We start from the raw sequence: 23,293 nt of genomic DNA on the forward strand, positions 1-23,293 counted from the left end.
AACGACATAAAACAATCAATAATGCGTTTTACGAAAACGTTATCTTAACAAAATAACACACGTTTTCTATTATTTTATAAAATTTTATTTAAAAAAATTGCGTTTCATTAAAGAATTGTTTAAAGTTGCATGATAATTAAGCTAACCATAATCGACCTAATCCATCACTACATTGAGTGAAATTCAAAAATTAAATTTTGATATTAAACTTCAAAATCACATCTGGTTCTGGGGAAGTTATTTTACTCTTAATTTTTTAAGATGGGGTGCTTATTTTAATGATTACGATTATTCATTTAAGTCAAACCTGATTGAATTTTCGCTACATATACCATTAGTCTATTTCAATCTTTTTGTTTTGGTACCCAATTATGTTTTAAAACAAAAATATTTTAAATATACCATCGCGTTATTAATTAGTCTTTTTGCTGTCTATTTACTCAAAACAGCCCTAACCTATTATATTATTTCAGAAAATATATGGCCGGAAGCTAATCGTGAATATAAGCCTTTTGATATCAATCATATTTTTGCAGTTTGTATTGGCGAACTGTATGTTTTGGCAATGGCATCTTCTATTTATCTGACGCTAACTTGGCTGCGGGAGAGAGAAAGAAACAGGTCGTTGAGGGAAAATCAATTTAAAATAAAACTTAAATACCTCGAAAATCAGATTCAGCCTCACTTTTTCTTTAATACATTAAATAATTTATATGCATTATCATTAGAATCTTCTGATAAAGTTCCTGATGTAATTATTAAATTATCAAATCTAATGGAATATGTTTTATATGATGTAAAAGGAACCAAATCTATATTATTAATAAAAGAAATAGATTACATTCAGAATTATGTCGAAATTGAAAAGCTTCGTTTTAAAAATGTTGAGGTCGCTATTAACCTTGAATCCGATATTGAAGATATCAAGGTGCCGCCTTTAATCTTTATTTCGTTAGTTGAAAATGCCTTTAAACACGGAGGATTAAACAATCAGAATCTAAAAATTAAGATAAACTTCAAAATTGTTAACAATAAAATGCTTCATTTTGAAATACTTAATAATTTTGTAATTTCACAAAAAAATAACCCTAAAGGCGGTATCGGTTTATTAAATACCAAGAAACGATTGAAGTTAATTTACAGGAATAATTTTAGCCTGCAATACAAAACAAAGCTGAATTACTATATAATAAGTTTGCAAATACCTATTCATAATGAAGATTAAATGCTTATTAATCGACGATGAACCTTTAGCAATTAAAGTTTTACAAAATTATTTCACCAATTTTCCTGACTTTGAGGTTATAGGTACGTTCAATAATTCTTTAGAAGCACTGGATTTTATAAACAGTACACCTGTCGATGCTGTTTTCCTTGATATTAATATGCCCATGATGACAGGGTTTGAACTAATTAGCTTAATCGAAAACAAAACTAAAGTAATTATTACAACCGCTTTTAGGGAATTTGCAGCCGAGAGCTATGATCTTGATGTTTTAGATTATCTCGTAAAACCTATTCCTTTACCAAGATTTATTAAGTGTATTAACAAAATCACTGCCGAATACAATTTAAAAAACAATATCAAAACTGAAATTCCTAAGGTAGATTCGCATATTTTCATCAAAGTTGATAAAAAAATGATGAAAATTAATATCGAAGAAATTTTATTCGTTGAAGGAATGAAAGAGTACATAAAAATTGTTACTTCTGATAAAACTTACATTACTCATAAATCTATTACTGCCCAATCAGAAGAACTGCCTGGAGATAAATTTATACGCATTCATAAATCCTATGTAATTGCGATTAATAAAGTTAAGTCAATTGAAGGAAACAGGATTCAAATCATGTCACATACAATTCCGATAGGCCGAAACTACAGTAAGGATGTAAAAGCCAAAATTTTGGAATAATCACTAAATCGATATCGCTACTCTCAAAATAACAACACATTGTTGAATAAATTATGTTGTTTGTATAATTTCTTCATTATTTATGATTTTTTATTTTTTTTAAAAGTTGTAACAAATATATTTACCACTTTAAAAACCACTAAAAAAAACTAAAAAAAACTTAATTACATTATGAATTCAGAAAATGTACAAACCAAATGGGGGCAATTTATTTCACTGATAATTGTCTTTTTCTTTTGGGGTTTTGTTGGTTCTGCCAATGATATCCTGATCCCAGTCTTCAAAAAAGTATTTACTTTATCCCAGGTACAATCTCAATTAGTTGCATGGGCATTCTATGCCGCTTATTTTGTGGGATCTATAATTTTCTTTTTAGTGTCTCTAAAATCAGATGTTTTACAAAAATTTGGATATAAAAAAACACTTGCTGCAGGTTTACTGCTATCTGCAGTTGGTTCATTTTTATTTGTTCCTGCTGCTACAATGGAAAGTTTTCCGTTCTTTTTAACTGCCCTGTTTACAGTTGGATTAGGATTTTCTATTCAGCAAATTGTCGCTAATCCTTTAGCCATTAAAATGGGAAGTCCTGAAACTGGAGCACACCGTTTAACATTGGCCGGAGGCATCAATTCTTTCGGAACAACAATTGGGGCAATCTTATTAGGAATCGCCTTATTTGGAATGGGAGATAACAAAAAAACAAACCTTTCTCTTGAAGACATCAAATTGCCTTTTATCATCTTAGGTGCTGCCTTTATATTGGTAGCCATTTTCATGTACTTTTCTAAAATTGAAGATCCGGCTAAAATTGAAGAAGCTAAAATAGAGAATAAACATACTAATTTTAATATTCTTGACTACCCTCAGCTGTATTTGGGAATGTTGGGAATCTTTATTTATGTTGGAACAGAGGTTACAATCATCAGTAACTTGCCTGCATTACTTCACACAGCTGAATTCGGAAATATATTGGAAGATGCCATTGCTCCATTCATCGCATTATATTGGGGAAGTTTAATGATCGGACGCTGGAATGGAGGTGTGAATGTTTTCAACACCTCAAACCTTGTAAATACTGCACTTAAATTTATAGTACCAGCCCTTGCTTTTGGAGTAATCATTGGAGCCAATATTTTTGCTGCACATGATGTTTCCGCATTTTACATTTATCCAATCTGGATTTTACTATTTATAGCAGTAAGTTTTGTTGGAGGTAAAAATGCCGGGAAAACTTTAATGCTTTTCGGAATTTCAGGTTTATTAATGATGGTATTTGGATTATTTTGGCCAAATCCTGAAATTGCTAAATTCTTCTTTATTTCCGGAGGACTGTTCCTGTCTATCATGTGGCCTTCAATTTTCGATTTAGCTATCGCAGGATTAGGAAAAAACACAGGAAAAGCTTCTTCGTTCTTAATCATGATGATTCTTGGAGGAGGAGTTATCCCATTGGTTCAGGGAAGTATCTGCGATTTAGACGCCACACATCCGAAAGGAATATTAGGGATAACATATACACATTTTTCATATATCGTGCCTCTTCTTGGTTTCGCCTATCTTGCATTTTACGGTTTCTACTGCCCTAAAATATTAAAGAAACAAGGTGTTAGTCACGTAATAAGCGAAAGCGGAGGACATTAAAATTCAGTTCTTCCAAAACATAAAAAAATCCGTTTTACTTCAACAAAAAGTAAAACGGATTTTTTTATTCCTTTAAAAGTTATCAAATAAAAAATCGCCATATTCTAATAAAAATGACGATTTTAACTATTTTTTTAAAAGTAAACTATTTGTTCCCTTTCTCAAAATCAGCTACAAACTGAGCCAATCCGATATCAGTCAAAGGATGTTTCAACAGTCCTGCAATAGCAGACAATGGTCCTGTCATCACATCTGCACCAATTTTAGCACAGTTTACAATATGCATGGTGTGACGCACAGAAGCTGCTAAGATTTGAGTCTCATAACCATAGTTATCATAGATTTCTCTAATTTCCTGAATCAAATTCAGACCATCAGTAGAAACATCATCCAAACGTCCAATAAAAGGTGAAACATAAGTTGCTCCTGCTTTTGCAGCCAATAAAGCCTGACCTGCAGAGAATACAAGTGTTACGTTTGTTTTAATTCCTTTATCAGAAAAATATTTTGCAGCCATAACCCCTTCTTTTGTCATTGGCAATTTTACCACGATCTGATCATGCAATTCAGCTAATTCCTCACCTTCTTTCACCATTCCTTCAAAATCCAGCGCATTTACTTCAGCACTTACATCACCATCAACAAGATTACAGATGTCAACATAATGTTTCAAAATGTTGTTTTTACCTGTAATTCCTTCTTTTGCCATCAAAGACGGGTTTGTTGTTACACCATCCAAAACACCTAATGCTTGTGCTTCCTTAATTTGAGCTAAATTAGCCGTATCAATAAAAAATTTCATAATTATATTTATTTAATTGTGTTCGTATTATGGGCGTGCCCCAAGGGTCGGGTGTTCCGCTGTATCTTTTTGTTTTTAAAGAAAAAACAAAAAGGATGTCGCTTCACCCCCTCACGCAAATCCGGTGCAAAATTACAATTTAAAATTACTTAGAAGAATTGTTTTTGTTCAATTCTTTCAATTCATCTCTAATTTCTTCTAAAACCCTTAAAGTATCTTCTTTATAAACTTCAGAATTATTGATTTTATCACTTATCGAACCTAATATTCTTCGAATTACAAACCAAATAACAACAAAAACTAAAATGGAAAAAATAGCAGGTAATAATTCTGTAACCTTCTGCATAATTTACAATTTATAATGATTCATTAACATTTTTTCATACACTTTATCCGGAAGCGCACGTTTTAAAACGATAGAAAACTTCTGCATAAAAACGCCCACTTTATAATGCACTTTTGGAGTTTTCTCCTGCATAATTTTATAAACTGCTTCGGCCATTTCGTTCGGATTGCTTCCTGCATCTACATGTTCGTTCATAGTAGCAAGTGTATCACCGTAAACTTTTTCATAAGCTGATCCTTTAATGACTGGGGCATGAAAACGTCCTGAGGCAATATTGGTAGCAAAATCACCAGGTGCGACATTTGTAATTTGTATTCCAAATTGTTTTACTTCCATTCGCAAAGCTTCCGTAATCAGCTCCAAAGCCCCTTTTGATGCCGAATAAACGCTGCGATATGGCAATCCCATATAAGCTGCAATCGACGTAATATTAATAATTAAACCTGATTTTTGTTCTCGCATCTGTGGCAAAACCGCTTTCATCACTTCAATCGGACCAAAAAAATTGGTTTCAAAGTTATTCTTGATTTCCTCCATCGGAATTTCTTCCAAAGGACCGGTAATCCCAACACCGGCATTATTTATTACAACATCCAGCCTTCCCGAAGTTTCTATAATTTTAGTGACAGCAGCTTTAATTGATTCCGCATTTCGAACATCCAGAGCCACAAGCGGAAAAACAGAATCTAATACCTTTTCAGGATTCCTGCTTGTTCCGTAAACCACAAAACCTTTTTTATGCAAAAATTCTCCAATTGATTTCCCAATCCCTGAGGATCCTCCTGTAATTAAAACGACTTTATTCATTTTGAGTTATGAGTTATAAATTATGAGTTATAAGTTTGATGTAGTGAAATCTTTTTACTGCTAACATTTAACTTCTAACAATACGAAAGGTCCAAAAATAAAAAAATCCTCCCGAAGGAAGACTACTTTTGTATAAATTCTAAAAATAAAAAATGGCAAGCGACCTACATCGCACCGCTCAACCACGTACCCTTGCTATGTTCCCATCCTGGGGGAGTCTGCAGGAGCTGGTCGTGTAGGACTTGCCGGTGCAAATATACAATCTTTTTATATTTTTGCAAGAGCTTTGTTGCTATAAAAATATCGTTGTATATTGGACTATTCAAATTTTAGACTATGAAAAAACATAACTTCCTAGCTGCCATTTTATTAGGAATCACATTAATTGGATGCGGCGATAAAAATAAAGGTGAAAATTCTTTATTTACTATAGACGATTCTGCTTTTCCGGCACATTTTCTGCCTCAGGAAGCTGTTTCAATTGCTGTTTTAAATCCAAAATCAAAAGAAATAGACAGCATAGCCTACTTTGTAAACGACAAAAAAGTCGGAAGCACTAAAGGTTCTGAAAAATTCAAATTCGAATTAAAAGACCAAAAATTAGGATATCAATACCTAAAAGCAACTGTTTATTTTGGCAGCGATTCGTCTGATGCTACAAAAAGAGTAGAATTAGTTTCAAATGTCAATCCTAAATTATTAAAATATAAAATCGTAAATACTTTTCCTCATGACAAAAAGGATTTTACCGAAGGATTGGAGTTTTACAATGATACTTTATACGAAAGCACCGGTCAGGAAGGAGCTTCATTTATAAAAAAATATGATTATAAAACTGGCAAAGTTTTCAAAAAAATTGATTTAGATTCAAAATACTTTGGAGAAGGCATTACGTTCCTAAACGGTAAATTATTTCAATTGACCTATAAAAACAAAAAAGGGTTTATTTATGATTCCAAAACATTAAAACTTGAAAAAACTTTTGATTACGAGAAAGATATTGAAGGTTGGGGAATGACAAATGATGGCAAACAAATTTATCAAACCGATGGAACTGAAAAAATCTGGAAAGTAGATCCTTCTACGCAAAAAATGATAGATTATATTAACGTTTATTCCGGAACTTCTAAAATTAAAGCTGTTAATGAGTTGGAATGGATTAACGGAAAAATTTATGCTAATATTTGGTTTAAAGATGCTATTGCAGTTGTAAATCCTAATTCTGGAGCAGTTGAAGGAATTCTAGATTTGTCTGGTTTAAGAAAAGTAATGACTGACATTACAAAAGATGATGTCTTAAACGGAATTGCTTACAATCCTAAAACCAAAACTATTTTTGTTACCGGTAAAAACTGGAGTAAAATGTTCGAAATAACCGTTTCAGAATAAATCAGACAAAAAATAACCTAAAACACGAATTTCACAGATTTCACTAATTACAAAGTGACGTTTGCGAAATTCGTGTTTTTAATTTTATTAATTTTATAGAATGACAACTCTTATTACCAACATAAAAGAATTACTTCAGGTTCGGGAAACTTTTGTTTCTAAAGTTTCCGGAGCTGAAATGGCCATTCTTCCCACCATAAAAAATGCCTTTTTAATTATAAAAGACAATCTCATTGCTGATTTTGGTGCAATGGAAAATCTTCCGGATGTTACAGCTGATCAAATTATTGATGCAACGGGAAGAATTGTACTTCCATGTTGGTGCGACAGTCATACACACATTGTTTACGCAGGAAACCGCGAGCAGGAATTCGTAGACCGAATTAATGGATTATCGTATGAAGAAATTGCAAATCGAGGCGGTGGAATTTTAAATTCTGCTAAAAAATTAAACGAAACTTCAGAAGAAGAAATCTACGAGCAGTCGAGGTTACGTTTAGAAGAAGTGATGAATTTAGGAACCGGAGCTATCGAAATAAAATCAGGTTACGGATTAACCGTTGAAGGTGAATTAAAAATGCTCCAGGTCATTAAAAAACTTGCCGACAATTATCCAATTTCTATAAAAGCGACTTTTTTGGGTGCTCATGCTTTCCCGTTACATTACGAAGAAAATAAAGAAGGTTATATTGATGAAATAATAAGCAAAATGCTTCCTGAAATTACAAAAAATAAACTGGCAGAGTATATTGATGTATTTTGTGAAAGTGGCTATTTCTCAGTAGAAGAAACTGAAAAAATAATGGAAGCCGGAATCCGGTTTGGATTGACCCCAAAAATCCATGTAAATCAGTTTAAATCACTTGGAGGTGTAAAAGCAGGTGTCAAACACAAAGCCCTTTCTGTAGATCACCTTGAAAACATGAACAGAGAAGATATTGAAGTGCTGAAAGATTCCGAAACTATGCCGGTAGCTTTACCGTCATGTTCTTATTTTTTAAGCATTCCTTACACTCCTGCCCGTGAAATGATCAGTGCAGGTTTACCAATTGCTTTAGCAACAGATTTCAACCCCGGCTCTACTCCATCCGGCAATATGAATTTTGTCGTAGCAACCGCCTGTATTAAAATGAAAATGACTCCCGAAGAAGCCATTAATGCGGCTACAATAAATGGTGCATATGCAATGGGACTTTCAGAAACGCATGGAAGTATCACAAAAGGCAAAAGAGCTAATTTGATTATCACAAAACCTGTTTCCTCATTTTACCAGATCCCCTATGCTTTTGGAAGCAACCTGATTGAAAGTGTCCTTATTGAAGGTAAATTTTTAGTATAAAAAAAGAGGAGTTTTTATCTCCTCTTTTTTTATATGTTGCTTCAATATGTTATCTCAAAGAAAAGCTTGTTTTAGAAACTAAATCTCCACCATCAAAAATATTAATAAAATAAGTTCCTTTTGCAAAATCCTTACCTGGTAAATCTTCTGAAACATTTACAGTTTTATTTTCGTATTGTACTGTTGTTTTAAAACTATAGGTTAATGAATTATCTCCAAAGGTTTCTGTTTTCTTGTCACCTAACACATTATTCTTGCTATCAATTACCTGCACATAATAAGTTTTATCTCCTGACTTTGCAATTTGGTTTTCAGCAATAGTAAAACTAACTTTTAAAACATCAGCACGACTTGCTTTATCTGTTTCAATTTGCTTACCTGAACTTTTCAATTTGTAAGCGGCAGTTTTTGTATTTAAAACAGATAATTTGGAACCTTTTTCAACTGTTTTAGACAATGCTTCGTTTTGCCCCACTAACACTTCATTGAATTTTTTCGACTCTCCCAACACCACAATTGTACTGTCTCTCTGAACTGTTAAAACACCATTTTGTTTTTTTAATTCATCGTTTTCAGCAACCAACGTTTTCATTTTAGTCTGCAATCCCTGAACTTGTGATCTGAATTTAGAAACATCACCTTTTGACTTGTTCAAATCATCCATTAAAGCTACAACTTTATCTCTTTCCTGAATTAATTCATCTGACATCGATGTATTTTCAGCAATAGCAGCATCATATGTTGCTTTCAATTCCTGAAGATCCTTCATTACAGATTCTTTTTCTGTCAATGTTGATGTTAGTTCTGTTTTTACAACATCTGAATCAGAAGAAAGTTTAAAAATGTACACTAAACTACCAATTAGTAGGACTGCTAAAACAGCGATTACCGCCTTTAGACTTGAGTTGTTTTTGTTTGGGTTTTCCATATTTAATAATTTTCTTAAAAACAAATTTAAATAATTAATATAACCTAATAACGTAACTTGCCACAATTATATTATTTTTGGATAATAATTTTTTTTATGGACAAATTAATCCCTTTTACTGTTAGTGATTTAGCAAAAGTCACCAATCACCGCAGCGGTGAAATAAAATTTGGAGAAAAAATGATTACTATTCCGAAAGGAGTGGATATACATGAGTTTATAAAAGAGAGTGAAGCTAAATATGTTATTTTGGGGATTCCTGAAGATATTGGCGTACGCGCTAATTATGGGAGACCGGGAGCAGCTTCTGCCTGGGAATCTGCTATAAAAAGTATTGCAAACATCCAGCATAATCGTTTTTGCAAAGGCAGTCAGATTATTGTTTTAGGTAAAATAAATGTTTCCGAGCTAATGCGCGAGGTTGAAAATCTTGATTTCAATGATATAGATGATCGCTCAAAGCTAAGTCAGCTGGTTGAAAAAATTGACAAAGAAGTATCACATGTTATTTTCACTATAATTAAGGCTGGTAAGACACCTATTATAATTGGAGGTGGCCATAACAATGCTTATGGAAATATAAAAGGCACGGCTTTGGCCAAAGGTAAGTCAATAAACGCAATCAATTTTGATGCTCATTCAGATTTCAGAATACTTGAAGGACGACATAGCGGAAATGGCTTTTCTTATGCCTACGAAGAAGGTTTTCTTAAAAAATACTTCATTTTTGGTTTGCACGAAAACTACACTTCAAAAAGTGTTTTAGACATTATAAAAAAACTTGAAGACCGGGTACGTTATAATACATATGACAGCATAAGCATACGTGAAGAGAAAGATTTTACAAACGAAATGATTTCAGCACTTGAATTCATAAAAACAGATTCGTTTGGAATAGAGATTGACCTGGATGCCATCCCGAATATTGCAAGCAGTGCCATGACAATCAGTGGTTTTTCAATTGAACAGTTGCGACAGTTTGTTTCTTACTTTGGACAACACAAAAATGCTGCTTATCTGCATATTTGTGAAGGGGCTCCTGATTTAGATAATTCTCCTAACAATCATTTAATAGGCAAATTAATCGGTTATCTTGTAACTGATTTTATTAAAGCAAATCACGAAAAAGTTTAAAATCGGAGTACTATTAACAATTTGTAATTATCAGTTTTGCCAAATAAACCTAAAATCAATTAAACCATTGCCCGAATAAAACTATCTTTGCACAGAATTTTAGTACTTAAAACTAAGTTCTTAATACCTAAGATATGTTATTCGAAGATTTATCACTTTCAAAAAGTATACAAAAAGCCGTATTTGAAGAAGGCTATTTAAATCCCACCCCTATTCAGGAACAAGCTATTCCGATTGTCTTGGCGGGCAGAGATTTAATTGGCTGTGCGCAGACTGGTACCGGAAAAACAGCTGCATTTGCCATTCCAATCATACATCAGTTACACCGAATTGTAGGATCATCAAAAAAAGCTAAACAAATCCGTGCCCTTATAGTTACCCCAACCCGTGAATTAGCAGTACAAATTGGACAAAGTTTTGATACTTATGCCAAATACACAAACCTGACCCAATTGACAATTTTTGGCGGTGTTTCCCAAAATCCGCAGGTTGATACCTTAAAAAAAGGTGTTGATATTTTAGTAGCCACACCCGGAAGACTTTTAGATTTACAAAAACAAGGTTTTCTGGATTTAGATCATTTACATGTTTTGGTGCTTGACGAAGCAGATCAAATGCTAGATATGGGATTTGTAAACGATGTGAAAAAAATCGTAAAGCTAACTCCTAAAAACAGACAAACACTATTTTTTTCGGCAACTATGCCAATAGCAATACGTGAACTGGCTGAAATGTTTTTGACAGATCCGGAAACAGTAACCGTATCTCCAGTTTCTTCAACTGCTGAAAATGTGGAGCAGCGTGTTTATTTTGTAGACAAAACTGAAAAAAGAAATTTACTATATCATTTAATTAAAACAGAAGGATTATCGAATGTATTGGTTTTTGCAAGAACCAAACATGGAGCTGACAATGTTGTGAAAGCATTGCGCAAAAAGGATATTCCTGCTGAGGCAATTCATGGGGACAAATCTCAAAATGCAAGACAACGCGTTTTAGATGCTTTTAAAAACAAAGAAGTGGGCGTATTGGTTGCAACCGACATTGCAGCCAGAGGAATCGATATCGACCAGTTACCGTTTGTAATTAATTTTGATTTGCCTAATATACCGGAAACCTATGTGCACAGAATTGGACGAACAGGACGTGCAGGAAATGGCGGAATTGCGATATCGTTCTGCGGTAAAGATGAGCATCCATATTGGAAAGACATTCAGAAATTAATAAAAGTAGATGTAAAAACAATTAGCGACCATCCCTATCAATGGCATGCCGGAAGTCCTGACGCAACTGCTGAAAAGCCTAAAAATTCAAACAGAAGCGGCGGTGCTCATAAATCAAGAAAATCAAATGCTTCTAAACAAAATAAGAAACGCTGGTATTAACCAGCGTTTTGTTTTATTTAAATATCGTGAAATAAATATATCTTACTAATTATTTTCTGAATCTGATCCTAAATCATTATTACCTTCCCATTGTCCAACTACTGAAGTTGCCAAAGCATTTCCTAAAACATTTGTCGCACTTCTGAACATATCACAAAAATGATCAATTGGCAAAATTAAAGCAATACCTTCAACAGGAATATCAAACATACCGCAAGTCGCCGCAACCACTACCAAACTTGCCCTTGGCACACCTGCAATTCCCTTACTGGTTAACATCAAAACCAAAAGCATTGCCATCTGAGTTCCTAAATCTAAATGTACATTATAAAACTGAGCAATAAAAATACTGGCAAAAGTCATATACATCATACTTCCGTCAAGATTAAAAGAATAACCCAGCGGAAGCATAAAAGAAACAATCTTGTCTTTTACCCCAAAACTCTCTAATTCTTCTGTTAACTTAGGAAAAACTGCTTCACTGCTCGTAGTACCAAAAGCAATAGCTAATGGCCCGGTAATACGTTTCAATAACTCTGTCATCCTTCCTTTCAGAAAAACATATCCTACCGCAATTAACAAAACCCATAATGTGCTTATTCCGATTAAAAAAGACCCGAAAAATTTAAAATACGTAATGACCAATTCCTCTGCATCTCTTACCGCAAATACTGCTGCAATAGCACCAAAAACACCTATCGGGGCAAAATTCATCACATAATTCACCATTTTTAGAACGATGTGTGATAATTTATCAAAAGCACCTATAATAGGCTTAACAGTCGAACCTAACGATGCGGCTGCTAATCCAAAGAAAATAGAAAAAACTACAATCTGAAGGATTTCATTGGTTGCCATTGCTTCTATTATACTTTTAGGTACAATGTGTTCAACAAAATTTTCAAAAGAAAGATTTTGGGTTTTGCCTGTAACTTCAGAAGCAGTTGCCATATCAACATTATCGAGTTTCAAACCTACACCTGGCTGCAAAATATTTACATAAAACAATCCAATTAACAAAGATATAAAGGAAGCTGTAAAAAACCATCCTAGTGCTTTTCCCCCTATTCTTCCAACAGTTTTAATATCTCCCAACTTTGCAATTCCTACTACCAAAGTGGTAAAAACTAAAGGAGAAATAATCATTTGTACCAATCGAATAAAAATAGTAGCAAGCATTTTTATCTTTGTACTAAATGATTGGGCAGCTTCAGGTGAAATCATATTGTGTAATATAATTCCTAAAGTAGCTCCAAGAACCATTGCTATTAAAATTTGACCTGTCAGTCCGGAAAAAAAAGATTTCTTTTGGTTTTGGATTTTATCCATTATTTTTTGAATTTAAATTAAAAAAAGACCCTCACTGCCTGCTTTTAAATTAATATGTCTTGTTGATTAAATAAAAATCAGCTAAAACAATAGCTGCCATAGCCTCAACAATAGGCACGGCTCTTGGTACCACACACGGGTCATGACGTCCTTTTCCGGTCATTGGTGTAATGTTACCTTTATTATCTAATGAATCCTGGGTCTGCATAATAGTTGCAACTGGTTTGAAAGCTACCCTGAAATAGATATCCATTCCGTTGCTGATTCCTCCTTGGATCCCACCGGAAAGATTTGTTTTTGTAGTCCCGTCTGTATTATATAAGTCGTTATGCTCGCTTCCTTTCATTTCTGACCCCGAGAAACCGCTTCCATATTCAAAACCTTTTACGGCATTGATTGAAAGCATTGCTTTACCTAATTCGGCATGCAGTTTATCAAAAACTGGTTCTCCTAAACCAACAGGAACGTTCTGAATTACACATGAAACTACTCCGCCTACAGTATCTCCCTGTTTACGGATATCACGAATGTATTCTTCCATAACTGCCGCTGATTTTTCATCGGGACAACGCACAGGATTACTTTCAATTTTAGAAAAATCCAATTCCTGATAAGGCGTTTCTAAATGAATTGGACCAACAGATGAAACATAGGCATTAATTTTTATTTCAGGCAGCATTTGTTTTGCAATCGCTCCTGCCACTACTCTGCTGGCTGTTTCACGTGCAGAACTTCTTCCGCCTCCGCGGTAATCCCTGAAACCATATTTCTGATCATACACATAATCTGCATGACTTGGTCTGTAGTTGTCTTTTATATGTGAATAGTCATCTGATTTCTGATTAGTATTCGGAATAATAAATCCGATTGGAGTTCCGGTAGTTTTTCCTTCAAAAATACCCGATAAAAACTGAACCGCATCCGGTTCTTTTCTTTGCGTAACAATTGCTGACTGTCCTGGTTTTCTTCTCGCCATATCCAACTCAATTGCCTCAAAATCAAGCTGAATTCCTGATGGACAACCGTCTATGATTCCGCCTAAAGCTTCCCCATGAGATTCTCCAAATGTGGTAACTTTATATAGTGTGCCGTAGCTATTTCCTGCCATTATAATTAGTTTTGAGCAAATGTAAGTTTTATGAATTAAATTAAAAAATTTAAAATCAGTATTGACCACAATAGCACTCTTTAAAAAAATCATAATTTATTAAAACTAAAATCCAATTGATAACATTTTGATAAAATAAAACCTATTTTGATTTACTTAATTTGCTAAACTTCAAATTGAGAAAAATTGAAAAAAAGAAATGTCGAATTAGTCATCATTTCAGATGTGCATTTAGGAACTTACGGCAGCCATGCCAAGGAGTTAAACAACTACCTTTCAAGCATTAAACCCAAAACATTAGTTTTAAACGGAGATATTATCGATGCCTGGCAATTTAGAAAATCATATTTTCCTAAATCCCATTTAAAAGTCATTCAACGTATTATCGGAATGGCTTCAAAAGGCACTAAAGTGTTTTATATCACCGGAAATCATGATGAGATCCTGAGAAAATTCAGTGATATGAATATGGGTAATTTTTCTTTAGTAGACAAATTGGTTTTAGAACTAGACGATAAAAAAGCATGGATTTTTCATGGAGACGTTTTTGATGCATCAGTACAACACTCAAAATGGATTGCAAAACTAGGCGGCCTTGGTTATGACTATTTGATTTTGTGTAATCGATTTGCAAATTGGTGTTTAGCCAAATTAGGAAAAGAACCTTATTCATTTTCAAAAAAAATAAAAGCCAGTGTAAAAAAAGCCGTTAAATTTATTTCTGATTTCGAAACTACTGCGACTGATCTGGCAATTGAAAAAAAATACGATTATGTAATCTGCGGACATATTCATGAGCCTAAAATTATTGAAAAGGAAAACAAATATGGATCAACTCTATATTTAAATTCAGGAGACTGGATCGAAAATTTAACAGCTTTAGAATATCACAAAAAACGCTGGAAATTATTCTCATATTCTAATGCTGACTTTGCGGAAGCCGAAGAAAATCTCTTTGAAATGGAAGATATTTTAACTTCAGAATTATTTACTTCAATAACTAAAAAGTAACATTTTAACAATCAACAACTTACTAAAACAATAACACTAAATAGATATATGCTTTTATCAAAAATGGGAATTACATAACAATTTCGAACAATTTTATACGTTTGAGTTGAACAATAATTATAATTTTGAACAAAAATTAATAACCATTTTTATGAAAAAAATCATTTTATCTGCTATTACGCTATTAGGTATAGCGTTTACTGCGCAATCACAAGAAATTTCTAAGCATGCATTAGGATTACGTCTCGGAGACAATAACGGTTTTGGAGGAGAAATCTCATACCAATTAGGCTTAAACCAAAAAAACAGACTAGAATTCGATTTAGGATGGAGAGACCACAGATATGTTGACGCTATAAAAGGTGTAGCCCTTTATCAGTGGGTCTGGAACATTGAAGGAGGTTTTAACTGGTACGCTGGTGTTGGGGGTGGTATTGCAGCCTGGGATTACAATTATGATGGCCCTGGAAATAATTTTGATGACAGCGGAACTTATGTTTTTGCAGCCGGAGATATTGGCATAGAATACAGATTTAAAGAATTTCCCCTTACTTTATCAATAGATGCAAGACCTGAAATTGGATCAGGATATTATGATGATGACAACTTTGGTTTTGATGTAGGTTTAGGAGCAAGATTCAGATTCTAATAAAAACCTACTTTACAAAAAAACCTGTCGTTTAAAAGCGACAGGTTTTTTTTACTTAATAATAATTTCTTTCTTAGAATGTATTTTAACAACTGTATACGGATAACTGACTACCTGCATTAACATAGCGTCTTTCGCAGGAGCATTCTCTTTGACAGTAATAATAATATTTTTATCCGTTTCTTCTACCTTTTCAACTCCTATTGAATATCCTCCTGTATTTTTTTCACCCATATTCAAAATCACATAATTAGAAGTAGCAATATCATCATGTTTCATTTTATCCTTTAAAATAGGATCATTATGAAGCATCATGATTTCATTTGGTTCAGTCAAAATTTCAAAAAACTTGATATTTCCGCCTCCGTTAGACTGTTCTGTCAGGATTTCATATAATGGAATATTTGAATTTGATGTTTTTTTTGCTCCACAGGAAATCAAAATAAAAACCGCTAAAACCGAAACTACTTTTTTCATTCACCGCTTATTTTAAGTTATCTATTCTTTATAGTCGTCTATTGCTTTTTGATATAACGCTTCATATTTAGGTAATATGTTTTTAATATCGAATTTTTTAGCAACTTCTAAAGCATTGTTTTTAAATTCTTTCAAAACCTTATCGTCCTTAAGAATTTTAATGGCATTTGCGGCCATTTCTTCAACATTCCCTACATCGCTTAAATATCCTGAAACACCGTCGAAATTTACTTCCGGCAAACCTCCTGAATTACTCGAAATTACCGGAACTCCACAAGCCATTGCTTCTAAAGCCGCCAGACCAAAACTTTCTGTTTCTGATGGTAGTAAAAACAAGTCCGTCAAAAGTAAAATTTTATCAATCTCATTACTATTCCCAAAGAAAATTACCTTATCCAGAATTCCTAGTTCCTGACATAACAGTTCTGCATTTTCTTTTTCGGGACCATCGCCAACCATCATAAGTTTCGCCGGCATTTCTTTTTGAATATGATAGAAAATTTTAATAATGTCCGGAATTCGTTTTACTTTTCTAAAGTTACTGATATGGGTAATAATCCGTTCATTTTCATTTGCCATAACACCACGATGACATGGTGCCTGCGGATCTTTAACGACCTTATCCAATTCAATAAAATTCGGAATTACTTTAATTTTATTCTTAATTTTGAATAACTTCAGCGTATCATCCTTAAGACTTTGTGAAACTGAAGTCACATAATCCGATTTATTGATACTAAAAGTTACAGCAGGTTTATAAAAAGGATGGTTTCCAACGAGCGTAATATCGGTTCCGTGAAGGGTTGTAACCATCGGAAGATTAATTCCTTCGTTTTTCAGCATTTGCTTTGCCATGTAGCCTGCGTAAGCATGCGGAATAGCATAATGTACATGCAGGAGCTCTATTTTGTATAATTTCACCATATCAACCAGTTTGCTAGACAAAGCCAGTTCATAGGGCTGATAATGAAAAAGAGGATATTCAGGAACGTTTACTTCGTGATAATGGACATTTGGATTTAAAAGCGCCAATCGTACAGGCTGGCTATACGTAATAAAATGGATTTCGTGCCCGCGTCTGGCTAATTCAAGACCTAATTCAGTGGCTACTACACCGCTTCCTCCAAAGGTCGGATAACAAACTATTGCTATTTTCATGTACTAAATTTAATTCTACGAAAATACTCAAAAATAGCATTTAATTTGCCCTTTGATTTGTTAGATTTTTGTGAATTTTAGAGAGATCAGATTATTAGACAGTTAGAATTTTGATTCTAATTTTAATCAGAAGCAGAGAAATTTATTTTCAAAAGAAACACTTGTCCCGCTGTTCGCTGTATCTTTTGTGCCGAACCCCGGCCCAAAAGGATGCCACTGCCATCTGGGCTAGTTTAGAAATATTTACTTGATAATGACTTCATATATTTTAATCTATTCAACAAAAAAACCATAACCAATTAAAAATCAGAAAACTGCATAAAAAAAGGCACAAAACCTAAATTTCATGCCTTAAAATATTCTTTAAGTTTCTATTAAAAAAATCGACTGTGCCAGCTATCAGCCGCAGGAACTTCCCAGGATTCGTTGAATTCTTCAATATTGTTTACCAGATTATTAAATACAATCGTATTTTCAGAAACTGATTTGTCTTTTACCATCTTCTTAAAATCGATCAATGGTTTATGCGCAATATGTTCTCCAAGCTTAAAAGTAACATTCATTTTATCAAGCAGATCGACATTATATTTCTTCTCTAAACTTTGAATGAATTCTACAGAGCTGTCAATTGAACAGCCTGTAGCTGCCTGTACTTCCTGATTAACTGCTAATACAATAAAACGATTGTATTTAAGCAAAAAAGAAGCTTCAAGACTTGTTCCGTGAGCTGCCCAGCCTTCTACGAATGCTTTTAAGTCAGTCTCTATTTCCGAAAATTCCTCCTCAGAAAATTTTCTGTTCGATTGATAAATCCAGACTCTGGATTCACCAGGTAAATTTTCAAAAGGTATATACATTTTAATTTTTCTTAATTTGTTTGTTTCAGTTCAAAAACAGAACTATTATTGTTTCTCTAATTTAGTAAGGATTTTATAATATCGAAATTCTTTTGCTTTCACATCAAATAATTCAATTTCTGTATAACTTGCTTTAAGTTTATCCCTTTTTTTAATTTCATTATTAGTCAATAATGATGCGGTCTCAAAATAATCCAGCAAAAGAAGACTATAACTTCTTCCGTTTTTATCTTTTAGCTGCAGAGTCAAAAACTGTTCTGATTTTATATCGGTTACTTCCCCTGTAACAGAAACATCTTCTGCTTCAGCTTCTACATCATTTTTAGATTCCTTTCCTAATTCCATAATCATATTAGGACAAGTTTCGAGCATTTTCACAGCAACATCCTCACCTAATTTGGTCATTCCTCCTTCATCCCCAAACTTCACTTTTTCATCGCCTTTAAACTCAGACATATGATCAGAATAACTCCTAATCATACACAACCCCACAGCTGTTTTTAATTCATCTCCCGTAAAATTATCCGATTTACTTTTTTTGTTATCCAGACATTCACATGTTTCTTTAGCAATAACACTTAAAACATCTTGTGAATACGAAACAACATTAAAAAGGACTGACAGTAAAAATAGTATTCTCTTCATTTATTTTACAAATCTTGTGCATTCGCAATTAACTCAGCAATATCCATCACTTTTACCTGTCCTTCTTTTTCTTTGTTCTTAATACCGTCGGTTAGCATGGTATTACAAAACGGACAGCCTGCTGCAATAATATCCGGTTGGGTTTCAAGTGCATCTTCCGTCCTTTCGATATTTATTTCCTTATTACCCGGTTCAGCATCTTTAAACATTTGTGCACCACCTGCTCCACAACACAATCCATTAGCTTTTGAACGCTTCATTTCAACCAGTTCAACATCTAGTTTCTGAATCAAATCTCTTGGAGCTTCATAAATTTTATTCGCTCTTCCTAAATAACACGGATCGTGAAAAGTTATTTTTTTTCCTTTAAATTGCCCGCCTTCAACAGTAAGTCTTCCTTCATCTATTAATGATTTCAAAAACTCGGTATGGTGAATAACTTCGTAATTTCCTCCTAATTCAGGGTATTCATTTTTCAAAGTATTAAAACAGTGTGGACATGCCGTAACTATTCTTTTAGCTTCGTATGCATTTAAAACCTCGATATTCATCATAGCCTGCATCTGAAACAAAATTCATTTCCGGCTCTTTTTGCCGGATCACCGGTACAGCTTTCTTCAGTACCAAGTACTGCAAAAGAAACGTTTGTACGATTTAGAATTCGCACAAAAGCTTTTGTAATCTTTTTTGCCCTATCATCAAAACTTCCTGCACAACCAACCCAAAACAACACTTCAGGCTGTTTTCCTTCGGCCAGCATTTCTGCCATTGTTGGTACTACTAAACTTTCTGACATCTTCTTTTGTTGATTTATTAATCGATATTTTAAATTCAGTTACATCCGTAAAAGTAACCTACTACCTATAATTTTAATTCTCGTTTTTCCAGTTCAATCGATCCTGCTGACTGTATTGCCAAGGAGCACCATTATTTTCGATATTAGTCATCATTGCATTTAGTGACATTGGTGCAGCACTTTGCTCCATTACTAAATAACGACGCATATCCATAATAATAGACAACGGACTAATATTTACCGGACACTCTTCTACACAGGCATTACAAGACGTACAAGACCACAACTCTTCAGGCGTTATATAATCGTTCAGTAATGTTTTATTATCCGGAACAAAAACTCCCTTATTGGCATCGATATTTTTTCCTACTTCTTGCAAACGATCCCTTGTATCCATCATGATTTTACGAGGAGAAAGCTTTTTGCCAGTCTGGTTAGCCGGACAAGCCGATGTACAACGCCCGCATTCTGTACATGTGTAAGCGTTTAATAGTTGTACCCAGTTTAAATCCTGAACATCACTAGCGCCAAATTTTGAAGGTACTGCATTTTCATCTACTGGTGATGCAAACGGATCAGCATTTGGATCCATCATCAATTTCACTTCTTTAGTAACAGATGCCAGATTATCAAACTGTCCTTTTGGCTTCAAATCGGCAAAATAAGTATTTGGAAATGCTAAAAGAATATGCAGGTGTTTTGAAAAATACAAATAGTTCATAAAACACAAAATACCTACAATATGCAACCACCAAAACACTTCAAATAAAATGACAACCAGTTCATTTGACATTCCGTTAAAAATTGGTGCTATAAACTGGCTTACCGGAAAACTTCCTGCTTTATGAAAAACCCCTCCCGGAACATTTTGTAAATGCAGGTCTGAAGCGTTCATCAATAAAAACAAAATCATCAGAACCGTTTCAAAGTACAGGATATAATTAGCATCATTTTTTGGAAAGCCATTTAAATCAGAATGTATAAAACGTTTCAGCCGAATCAGGTTTCTTCTGATCCAAAAAACGGTTACAGCAAAAATAACAAGTATGGCTAATATTTCAAAAGAAGCTATCAAGACATCATACACACCACCTAAATAAGGCGCGAAAATTCTATGTGTTCCGAATAAACCATCAATTATAATTTCGAGTAATTCAATATTGATAATTATAAATCCAACATACACAAAAATATGAAGGACTCCTGCTATAGGACGTTTCACCATTTTAGATTGTCCGAGTGCAATCATGGCCATATTTTTCCAGCGTGCTTTAGGATTATCGCTTCTGTCTACGTCAATACCTAAATTGATATTTCTGATGATTTTTTTTACTCCGGAAGCAAAAAAAGCAAAACCTGCTATCAAAACTATAGCAAACAAAATATTATCTAGATAGCTCATCTCTCTTATTTATTATTCGTCGGATTTTCCTCTTCTTTGGGAGCTACATAAGGTTTGTTTTTCTTTCCAAAAACAGAAACATTTACGTAACGTGTTGGATTAAGACGCACATCCTGTAGCAATAATTCTAATTCTTTTGAAGTTTTAGACAAATTATTATACAATGCATCATCATTTAGTAATTTACCTGCGGTTCCTTTACCTGAGTTCAAATTACTCATAATGCCATCAACTTTTGCCAATGTCTGGTTTAAGTTCCTAACCGTTTTACCTAAATCAGCCTTGTTTAAAGAATCTGATAATTTATTGAAATTACCTGACATTTTATTAAAATTTGTCACAATTCCGTTAATCTGCCCTTTATTAGTATCCAAAATAGAATTCAGGCTTCCCGAAGCTCTGTGAAACTGTTCCATAGTCTCACTCAATTCTGACAATGACTTTTTTAAATCCTCCTGACCTTTTTTATCCAAAACATTGTTTAAGCCCGAAACCAGCGTATTAATGTTCGCAAGCATTAGATCTAATTTGTGTTGAATCGGTTCAATTTTACCTCCTAAAGACTCCGTTAATCCTAACTCAACTGTTGACTCAAGGGTCTGTCCATCCTCTGCAGGAATTTTATCAGCTAAATTTGGAATAATTTTAATTTGTTTTCCTCCAATCAAACTCGGTGAATACAGTGACGCTTTACTGGTTTTAGAAATTGGAAAATCAGTTTTTAACTGAAGTTCTACCAATAACTTCCCTGTTGTTTCATTAATTGTTATTTTATTTACTTTACCAATTCCAAGTCCGTTTAAAGTTACGGGAGCTGATTGTGCCAAATCCTCAACATTATCATATTCCACGTATAATGTTTTGTAGTTAGTAAAAAGATCCCTGCCTTTTAAAAAACTATATCCCCAAATAAATAATAGAATTGACGCGATGACTAATATAGCCGTTTTGATTTCTCTTGTTAGTTTCAAAATTGTAAGTGTTTAATACAAAAATAATATAAATATTCGAACTTATCAGTATTATTTGATAGCGTCCTGAATATTGATTTTTTCCCCATTTCTCGTTGCTACTAAAAATGAAGCACCATATCCTTTACTCTTAGCTTCTTGCAGGTATTTTTTAGCCATTTCGTAATCTGAAGTTTCCTGATAGAAATATTTATAAATATTATTTTCATAAATCATGGTTATGTTTTTCAGACCTTTGAAGTTTTTAGGCTCTAATGGCGTTTTTTTTATACTTGCAATAAGCTGCACTTTAAATAAAGTTCCTTTAGGAGAATCTTTAACAACCTTTGGAGCGGCTTCAACTGTCTTTGGCTTTGCAGGAACAGAAGTATCTTTTGCAGGTTTAACTTCATTTATTTCCGGGGCTCCTGTGCCAAAATATTCCCTTTTATAACTTAAAATTGCCTGAGCAATAGCTTCTGCAATATCGTTTTGACCAGCTTCTGAATTTAAAATATCTCCTTCAGTAGGATTAGATACAAAACCAGTTTCAACTAAAACTCTTGGCATATAAGCTTTATGCAGCACCATGAAAGGAGCTTGCTTTACACCTCCGTGACGAAGCTTTTTTCCTAATTTTTCAAAATTGTCCTCAATTTTGCTGGCTAACGAAATACTATTATCAAGATATTCTTCCTGCATAAGCATCATTGCAGTCATCGATTCAGGGGAATTAGGATCAAAGCCCTCATACTTACGTTTATAATCTTTTTCTAAAGTAATAACCGAGTTCTCTTTTTTCGCAGCTTCAAGATTCGAGGCAACTTTACTTAAACCCATTACATAAGTTTCTGTTCCATCTGCAGCTGTATTTTTATTTGCATTACAGTGTATCGAAACAAAAATATTGGAGTTGGCTCTGTTTGCAATATTCGCCCTTTCAACCAAATCTATAAAAACATCTGTTTTTCGGGTATAAATAACCTGAACATTCGGACTAGCTTCTAATATTTTTCCAACTTTAAGTACAATAGCCAAAGCAATATTTTTTTCAATACGACCACTATAAACGGCCCCGAAATCGTGATCTCCGTGTCCTGCATCAAGTGTTACTTTAAAAACATTCGACTGAGAGTAAGCACAAAAAGACGTTATCGTTAGAAAAGAAATAAATAGTAGTTTAGTTTTGTTAAAAACATTCATAAATCCAAAAGTTAATTTTAA

At 33.6% G+C, this 23,293-nt stretch carries 22 protein-coding genes, 1 other RNA gene and 1 pseudogene; 9 read left to right on the top strand and 15 right to left on the bottom strand.

Annotated features, from left to right (window positions below; all coding sequences use genetic code 11):
• The first annotated feature begins 172 nt into the window (after window positions 1-172).
• From P5P89_RS00620 to P5P89_RS00630, 3 genes are all read left to right on the top strand, one after another.
• A complete protein-coding gene (locus tag P5P89_RS00620) occupies window positions 173-1,225 on the top strand; it encodes a sensor histidine kinase (protein ID WP_278010282.1) in 1,053 nt (350 codons plus the stop codon).
• The gene (locus P5P89_RS00625; protein ID WP_278010283.1) at window positions 1,215-1,916 is read left to right on the top strand and encodes a LytR/AlgR family response regulator transcription factor; all 702 of its coding nucleotides are present in this window, start codon (window positions 1,215-1,217) and stop codon (window positions 1,914-1,916) included. Before P5P89_RS00620 ends, P5P89_RS00625 begins: the two co-directional genes overlap by 11 nt.
• A gap of 171 nt (window positions 1,917-2,087) precedes the next feature.
• On the top strand, window positions 2,088-3,557 hold the full coding sequence (locus tag P5P89_RS00630; RefSeq protein ID WP_278010284.1) for an MFS transporter: 1,470 nt from the start codon (window positions 2,088-2,090) through the stop codon (window positions 3,555-3,557).
• Window positions 3,558-3,702: 145 nt separating this feature from the next.
• Here the strand turns inward: P5P89_RS00630 and fsa are convergent, their stop codons facing one another.
• The 4 genes from fsa to ffs form a co-directional block, all read right to left on the bottom strand.
• Entirely contained in the window at window positions 3,703-4,359 is a 657-nt protein-coding gene (gene fsa, locus P5P89_RS00635) for a fructose-6-phosphate aldolase (RefSeq protein WP_163399817.1), read from the bottom strand.
• Between the two features lie 145 nt (window positions 4,360-4,504).
• Window positions 4,505-4,705: an ATP synthase subunit B family protein gene (locus P5P89_RS00640; RefSeq protein WP_278010285.1), complete on the bottom strand. Its 201-nt coding sequence runs from the start codon at window positions 4,703-4,705 to the stop codon at window positions 4,505-4,507.
• Between the two features lie 3 nt (window positions 4,706-4,708).
• Window positions 4,709-5,512 (bottom strand): SDR family oxidoreductase, encoded by an 804-nt coding sequence (locus P5P89_RS00645; protein WP_278010286.1) that lies wholly within the window; start codon window positions 5,510-5,512, stop codon window positions 4,709-4,711.
• A gap of 150 nt (window positions 5,513-5,662) precedes the next feature.
• An RNA gene (gene ffs, locus P5P89_RS00650) (signal recognition particle sRNA small type) lies at window positions 5,663-5,760 on the bottom strand.
• Window positions 5,761-5,848: 88 nt separating this feature from the next.
• Between ffs and P5P89_RS00655 the strand changes: the two genes are divergently transcribed.
• Both P5P89_RS00655 and hutI read left to right on the top strand, forming a co-directional pair.
• The gene (locus tag P5P89_RS00655) at window positions 5,849-6,901 is read left to right on the top strand and encodes a glutaminyl-peptide cyclotransferase (protein WP_278010287.1); all 1,053 of its coding nucleotides are present in this window, start codon (window positions 5,849-5,851) and stop codon (window positions 6,899-6,901) included.
• Window positions 6,902-7,001: 100 nt separating this feature from the next.
• On the top strand, window positions 7,002-8,240 hold the full coding sequence (gene hutI / locus P5P89_RS00660; protein ID WP_278010288.1) for an imidazolonepropionase: 1,239 nt from the start codon (window positions 7,002-7,004) through the stop codon (window positions 8,238-8,240).
• 49 nt (window positions 8,241-8,289) lie between these two features.
• Here hutI and P5P89_RS00665 read toward each other — a convergent pair whose 3' ends face one another.
• Complete coding sequence (locus P5P89_RS00665) at window positions 8,290-9,168, bottom strand: hypothetical protein (RefSeq protein ID WP_278010289.1); 879 nt, start codon at window positions 9,166-9,168, stop codon at window positions 8,290-8,292.
• 96 nt (window positions 9,169-9,264) lie between these two features.
• On the opposite strand from P5P89_RS00665, the gene P5P89_RS00670 reads away from it, so the two are divergent.
• Window positions 9,265-10,302 (top strand): formimidoylglutamase, encoded by a 1,038-nt coding sequence (locus P5P89_RS00670; RefSeq protein WP_269236629.1) that lies wholly within the window; start codon window positions 9,265-9,267, stop codon window positions 10,300-10,302.
• Between the two features lie 134 nt (window positions 10,303-10,436).
• The gene (locus P5P89_RS00675; RefSeq protein WP_278010290.1) at window positions 10,437-11,687 is read left to right on the top strand and encodes a DEAD/DEAH box helicase; all 1,251 of its coding nucleotides are present in this window, start codon (window positions 10,437-10,439) and stop codon (window positions 11,685-11,687) included.
• A 45-nt stretch (window positions 11,688-11,732) separates the two neighbouring features.
• Here the strand turns inward: P5P89_RS00675 and P5P89_RS00680 are convergent, their stop codons facing one another.
• Window positions 11,733-13,016 carry a dicarboxylate/amino acid:cation symporter gene (locus tag P5P89_RS00680; RefSeq protein ID WP_278010291.1) on the bottom strand — a complete coding sequence of 428 codons (1,284 nt, stop codon included), beginning with the start codon at window positions 13,014-13,016 and terminating at the stop codon, window positions 11,733-11,735.
• A gap of 49 nt (window positions 13,017-13,065) precedes the next feature.
• A complete protein-coding gene (gene aroC / locus P5P89_RS00685; protein ID WP_223680447.1) occupies window positions 13,066-14,124 on the bottom strand; it encodes a chorismate synthase in 1,059 nt (352 codons plus the stop codon).
• 186 nt (window positions 14,125-14,310) lie between these two features.
• Here aroC and P5P89_RS00690 point away from each other — a divergent pair, with 186 nt between their 5' ends.
• Window positions 14,311-15,135: a UDP-2,3-diacylglucosamine diphosphatase gene (locus P5P89_RS00690; protein ID WP_278010292.1), complete on the top strand. Its 825-nt coding sequence runs from the start codon at window positions 14,311-14,313 to the stop codon at window positions 15,133-15,135.
• 151 nt (window positions 15,136-15,286) lie between these two features.
• Window positions 15,287-15,784 (top strand): hypothetical protein, encoded by a 498-nt coding sequence (locus P5P89_RS00695; protein ID WP_223680451.1) that lies wholly within the window; start codon window positions 15,287-15,289, stop codon window positions 15,782-15,784.
• A gap of 51 nt (window positions 15,785-15,835) precedes the next feature.
• On the opposite strand, the gene P5P89_RS00700 is transcribed toward P5P89_RS00695, so the two are convergent.
• From P5P89_RS00700 to P5P89_RS00735, 8 genes and pseudogenes are all read right to left on the bottom strand, one after another.
• Window positions 15,836-16,261, bottom strand: a complete 426-nt coding sequence (locus P5P89_RS00700; protein ID WP_278010293.1) for a protease complex subunit PrcB family protein — start codon at window positions 16,259-16,261, stop codon at window positions 15,836-15,838.
• A 21-nt stretch (window positions 16,262-16,282) separates the two neighbouring features.
• The gene (bshA, locus tag P5P89_RS00705) at window positions 16,283-17,419 is read right to left on the bottom strand and encodes an N-acetyl-alpha-D-glucosaminyl L-malate synthase BshA (RefSeq protein WP_278010294.1); all 1,137 of its coding nucleotides are present in this window, start codon (window positions 17,417-17,419) and stop codon (window positions 16,283-16,285) included.
• 374 nt (window positions 17,420-17,793) lie between these two features.
• Window positions 17,794-18,276, bottom strand: coding sequence for an ABC transporter ATPase (locus P5P89_RS00710; protein WP_278010295.1), 483 nt, complete (start codon window positions 18,274-18,276; stop codon window positions 17,794-17,796).
• A 45-nt stretch (window positions 18,277-18,321) separates the two neighbouring features.
• Window positions 18,322-18,921, bottom strand: a complete 600-nt coding sequence (locus tag P5P89_RS00715) for a hypothetical protein (protein ID WP_278010296.1) — start codon at window positions 18,919-18,921, stop codon at window positions 18,322-18,324.
• A gap of 5 nt (window positions 18,922-18,926) precedes the next feature.
• Window positions 18,927-19,717, bottom strand: a pseudogene (locus tag P5P89_RS00720) ((Fe-S)-binding protein).
• Window positions 19,718-19,790: 73 nt separating this feature from the next.
• Entirely contained in the window at window positions 19,791-21,119 is a 1,329-nt protein-coding gene (locus tag P5P89_RS00725) for a 4Fe-4S dicluster domain-containing protein (protein ID WP_278010297.1), read from the bottom strand.
• 5 nt (window positions 21,120-21,124) lie between these two features.
• Complete coding sequence (locus P5P89_RS00730; RefSeq protein ID WP_278010298.1) at window positions 21,125-22,090, bottom strand: MlaD family protein; 966 nt, start codon at window positions 22,088-22,090, stop codon at window positions 21,125-21,127.
• A gap of 51 nt (window positions 22,091-22,141) precedes the next feature.
• The gene (locus tag P5P89_RS00735) at window positions 22,142-23,272 is read right to left on the bottom strand and encodes an N-acetylmuramoyl-L-alanine amidase family protein (protein ID WP_278010299.1); all 1,131 of its coding nucleotides are present in this window, start codon (window positions 23,270-23,272) and stop codon (window positions 22,142-22,144) included.
• Between the last annotated feature and the right edge of the window lie 21 nt (window positions 23,273-23,293).

This window comes from Flavobacterium gyeonganense, assembly GCF_029625295.1.
Taxonomy (GTDB): Bacteria; Bacteroidota; Bacteroidia; order Flavobacteriales; family Flavobacteriaceae; genus Flavobacterium; species Flavobacterium gyeonganense.

Excerpts from the sequence above, each read along its gene's own strand:
- P5P89_RS00625 (WP_278010283.1), top strand. The coding sequence starts at position 1,215 with ATGAAGATTAAATGCTTATTAATCGACGATGAACCTTTAGCAATTAAA.
- P5P89_RS00630 (WP_278010284.1), top strand. The coding sequence starts at position 2,088 with ATGAATTCAGAAAATGTACAAACCAAATGGGGGCAATTTATTTCACTG.
- fsa (WP_163399817.1), bottom strand. The coding sequence starts at position 4,359 with ATGAAATTTTTTATTGATACGGCTAATTTAGCTCAAATTAAGGAAGCA.
- P5P89_RS00640 (WP_278010285.1), bottom strand. The coding sequence starts at position 4,705 with ATGCAGAAGGTTACAGAATTATTACCTGCTATTTTTTCCATTTTAGTT.
- P5P89_RS00645 (WP_278010286.1), bottom strand. The coding sequence starts at position 5,512 with ATGAATAAAGTCGTTTTAATTACAGGAGGATCCTCAGGGATTGGGAAA.
- P5P89_RS00655 (WP_278010287.1), top strand. The coding sequence starts at position 5,849 with ATGAAAAAACATAACTTCCTAGCTGCCATTTTATTAGGAATCACATTA.
- hutI (WP_278010288.1), top strand. The coding sequence starts at position 7,002 with ATGACAACTCTTATTACCAACATAAAAGAATTACTTCAGGTTCGGGAA.
- P5P89_RS00665 (WP_278010289.1), bottom strand. The coding sequence starts at position 9,168 with ATGGAAAACCCAAACAAAAACAACTCAAGTCTAAAGGCGGTAATCGCT.
- P5P89_RS00670 (WP_269236629.1), top strand. The coding sequence starts at position 9,265 with ATGGACAAATTAATCCCTTTTACTGTTAGTGATTTAGCAAAAGTCACC.
- P5P89_RS00675 (WP_278010290.1), top strand. The coding sequence starts at position 10,437 with ATGTTATTCGAAGATTTATCACTTTCAAAAAGTATACAAAAAGCCGTA.
- P5P89_RS00680 (WP_278010291.1), bottom strand. The coding sequence starts at position 13,016 with ATGGATAAAATCCAAAACCAAAAGAAATCTTTTTTTTCCGGACTGACA.
- aroC (WP_223680447.1), bottom strand. The coding sequence starts at position 14,124 with ATGGCAGGAAATAGCTACGGCACACTATATAAAGTTACCACATTTGGA.
- P5P89_RS00695 (WP_223680451.1), top strand. The coding sequence starts at position 15,287 with ATGAAAAAAATCATTTTATCTGCTATTACGCTATTAGGTATAGCGTTT.
- P5P89_RS00700 (WP_278010293.1), bottom strand. The coding sequence starts at position 16,261 with ATGAAAAAAGTAGTTTCGGTTTTAGCGGTTTTTATTTTGATTTCCTGT.
- bshA (WP_278010294.1), bottom strand. The coding sequence starts at position 17,419 with ATGAAAATAGCAATAGTTTGTTATCCGACCTTTGGAGGAAGCGGTGTA.
- P5P89_RS00710 (WP_278010295.1), bottom strand. The coding sequence starts at position 18,276 with ATGTATATACCTTTTGAAAATTTACCTGGTGAATCCAGAGTCTGGATT.
- P5P89_RS00715 (WP_278010296.1), bottom strand. The coding sequence starts at position 18,921 with ATGAAGAGAATACTATTTTTACTGTCAGTCCTTTTTAATGTTGTTTCG.
- P5P89_RS00725 (WP_278010297.1), bottom strand. The coding sequence starts at position 21,119 with ATGAGCTATCTAGATAATATTTTGTTTGCTATAGTTTTGATAGCAGGT.
- P5P89_RS00735 (WP_278010299.1), bottom strand. The coding sequence starts at position 23,272 with ATGAATGTTTTTAACAAAACTAAACTACTATTTATTTCTTTTCTAACG.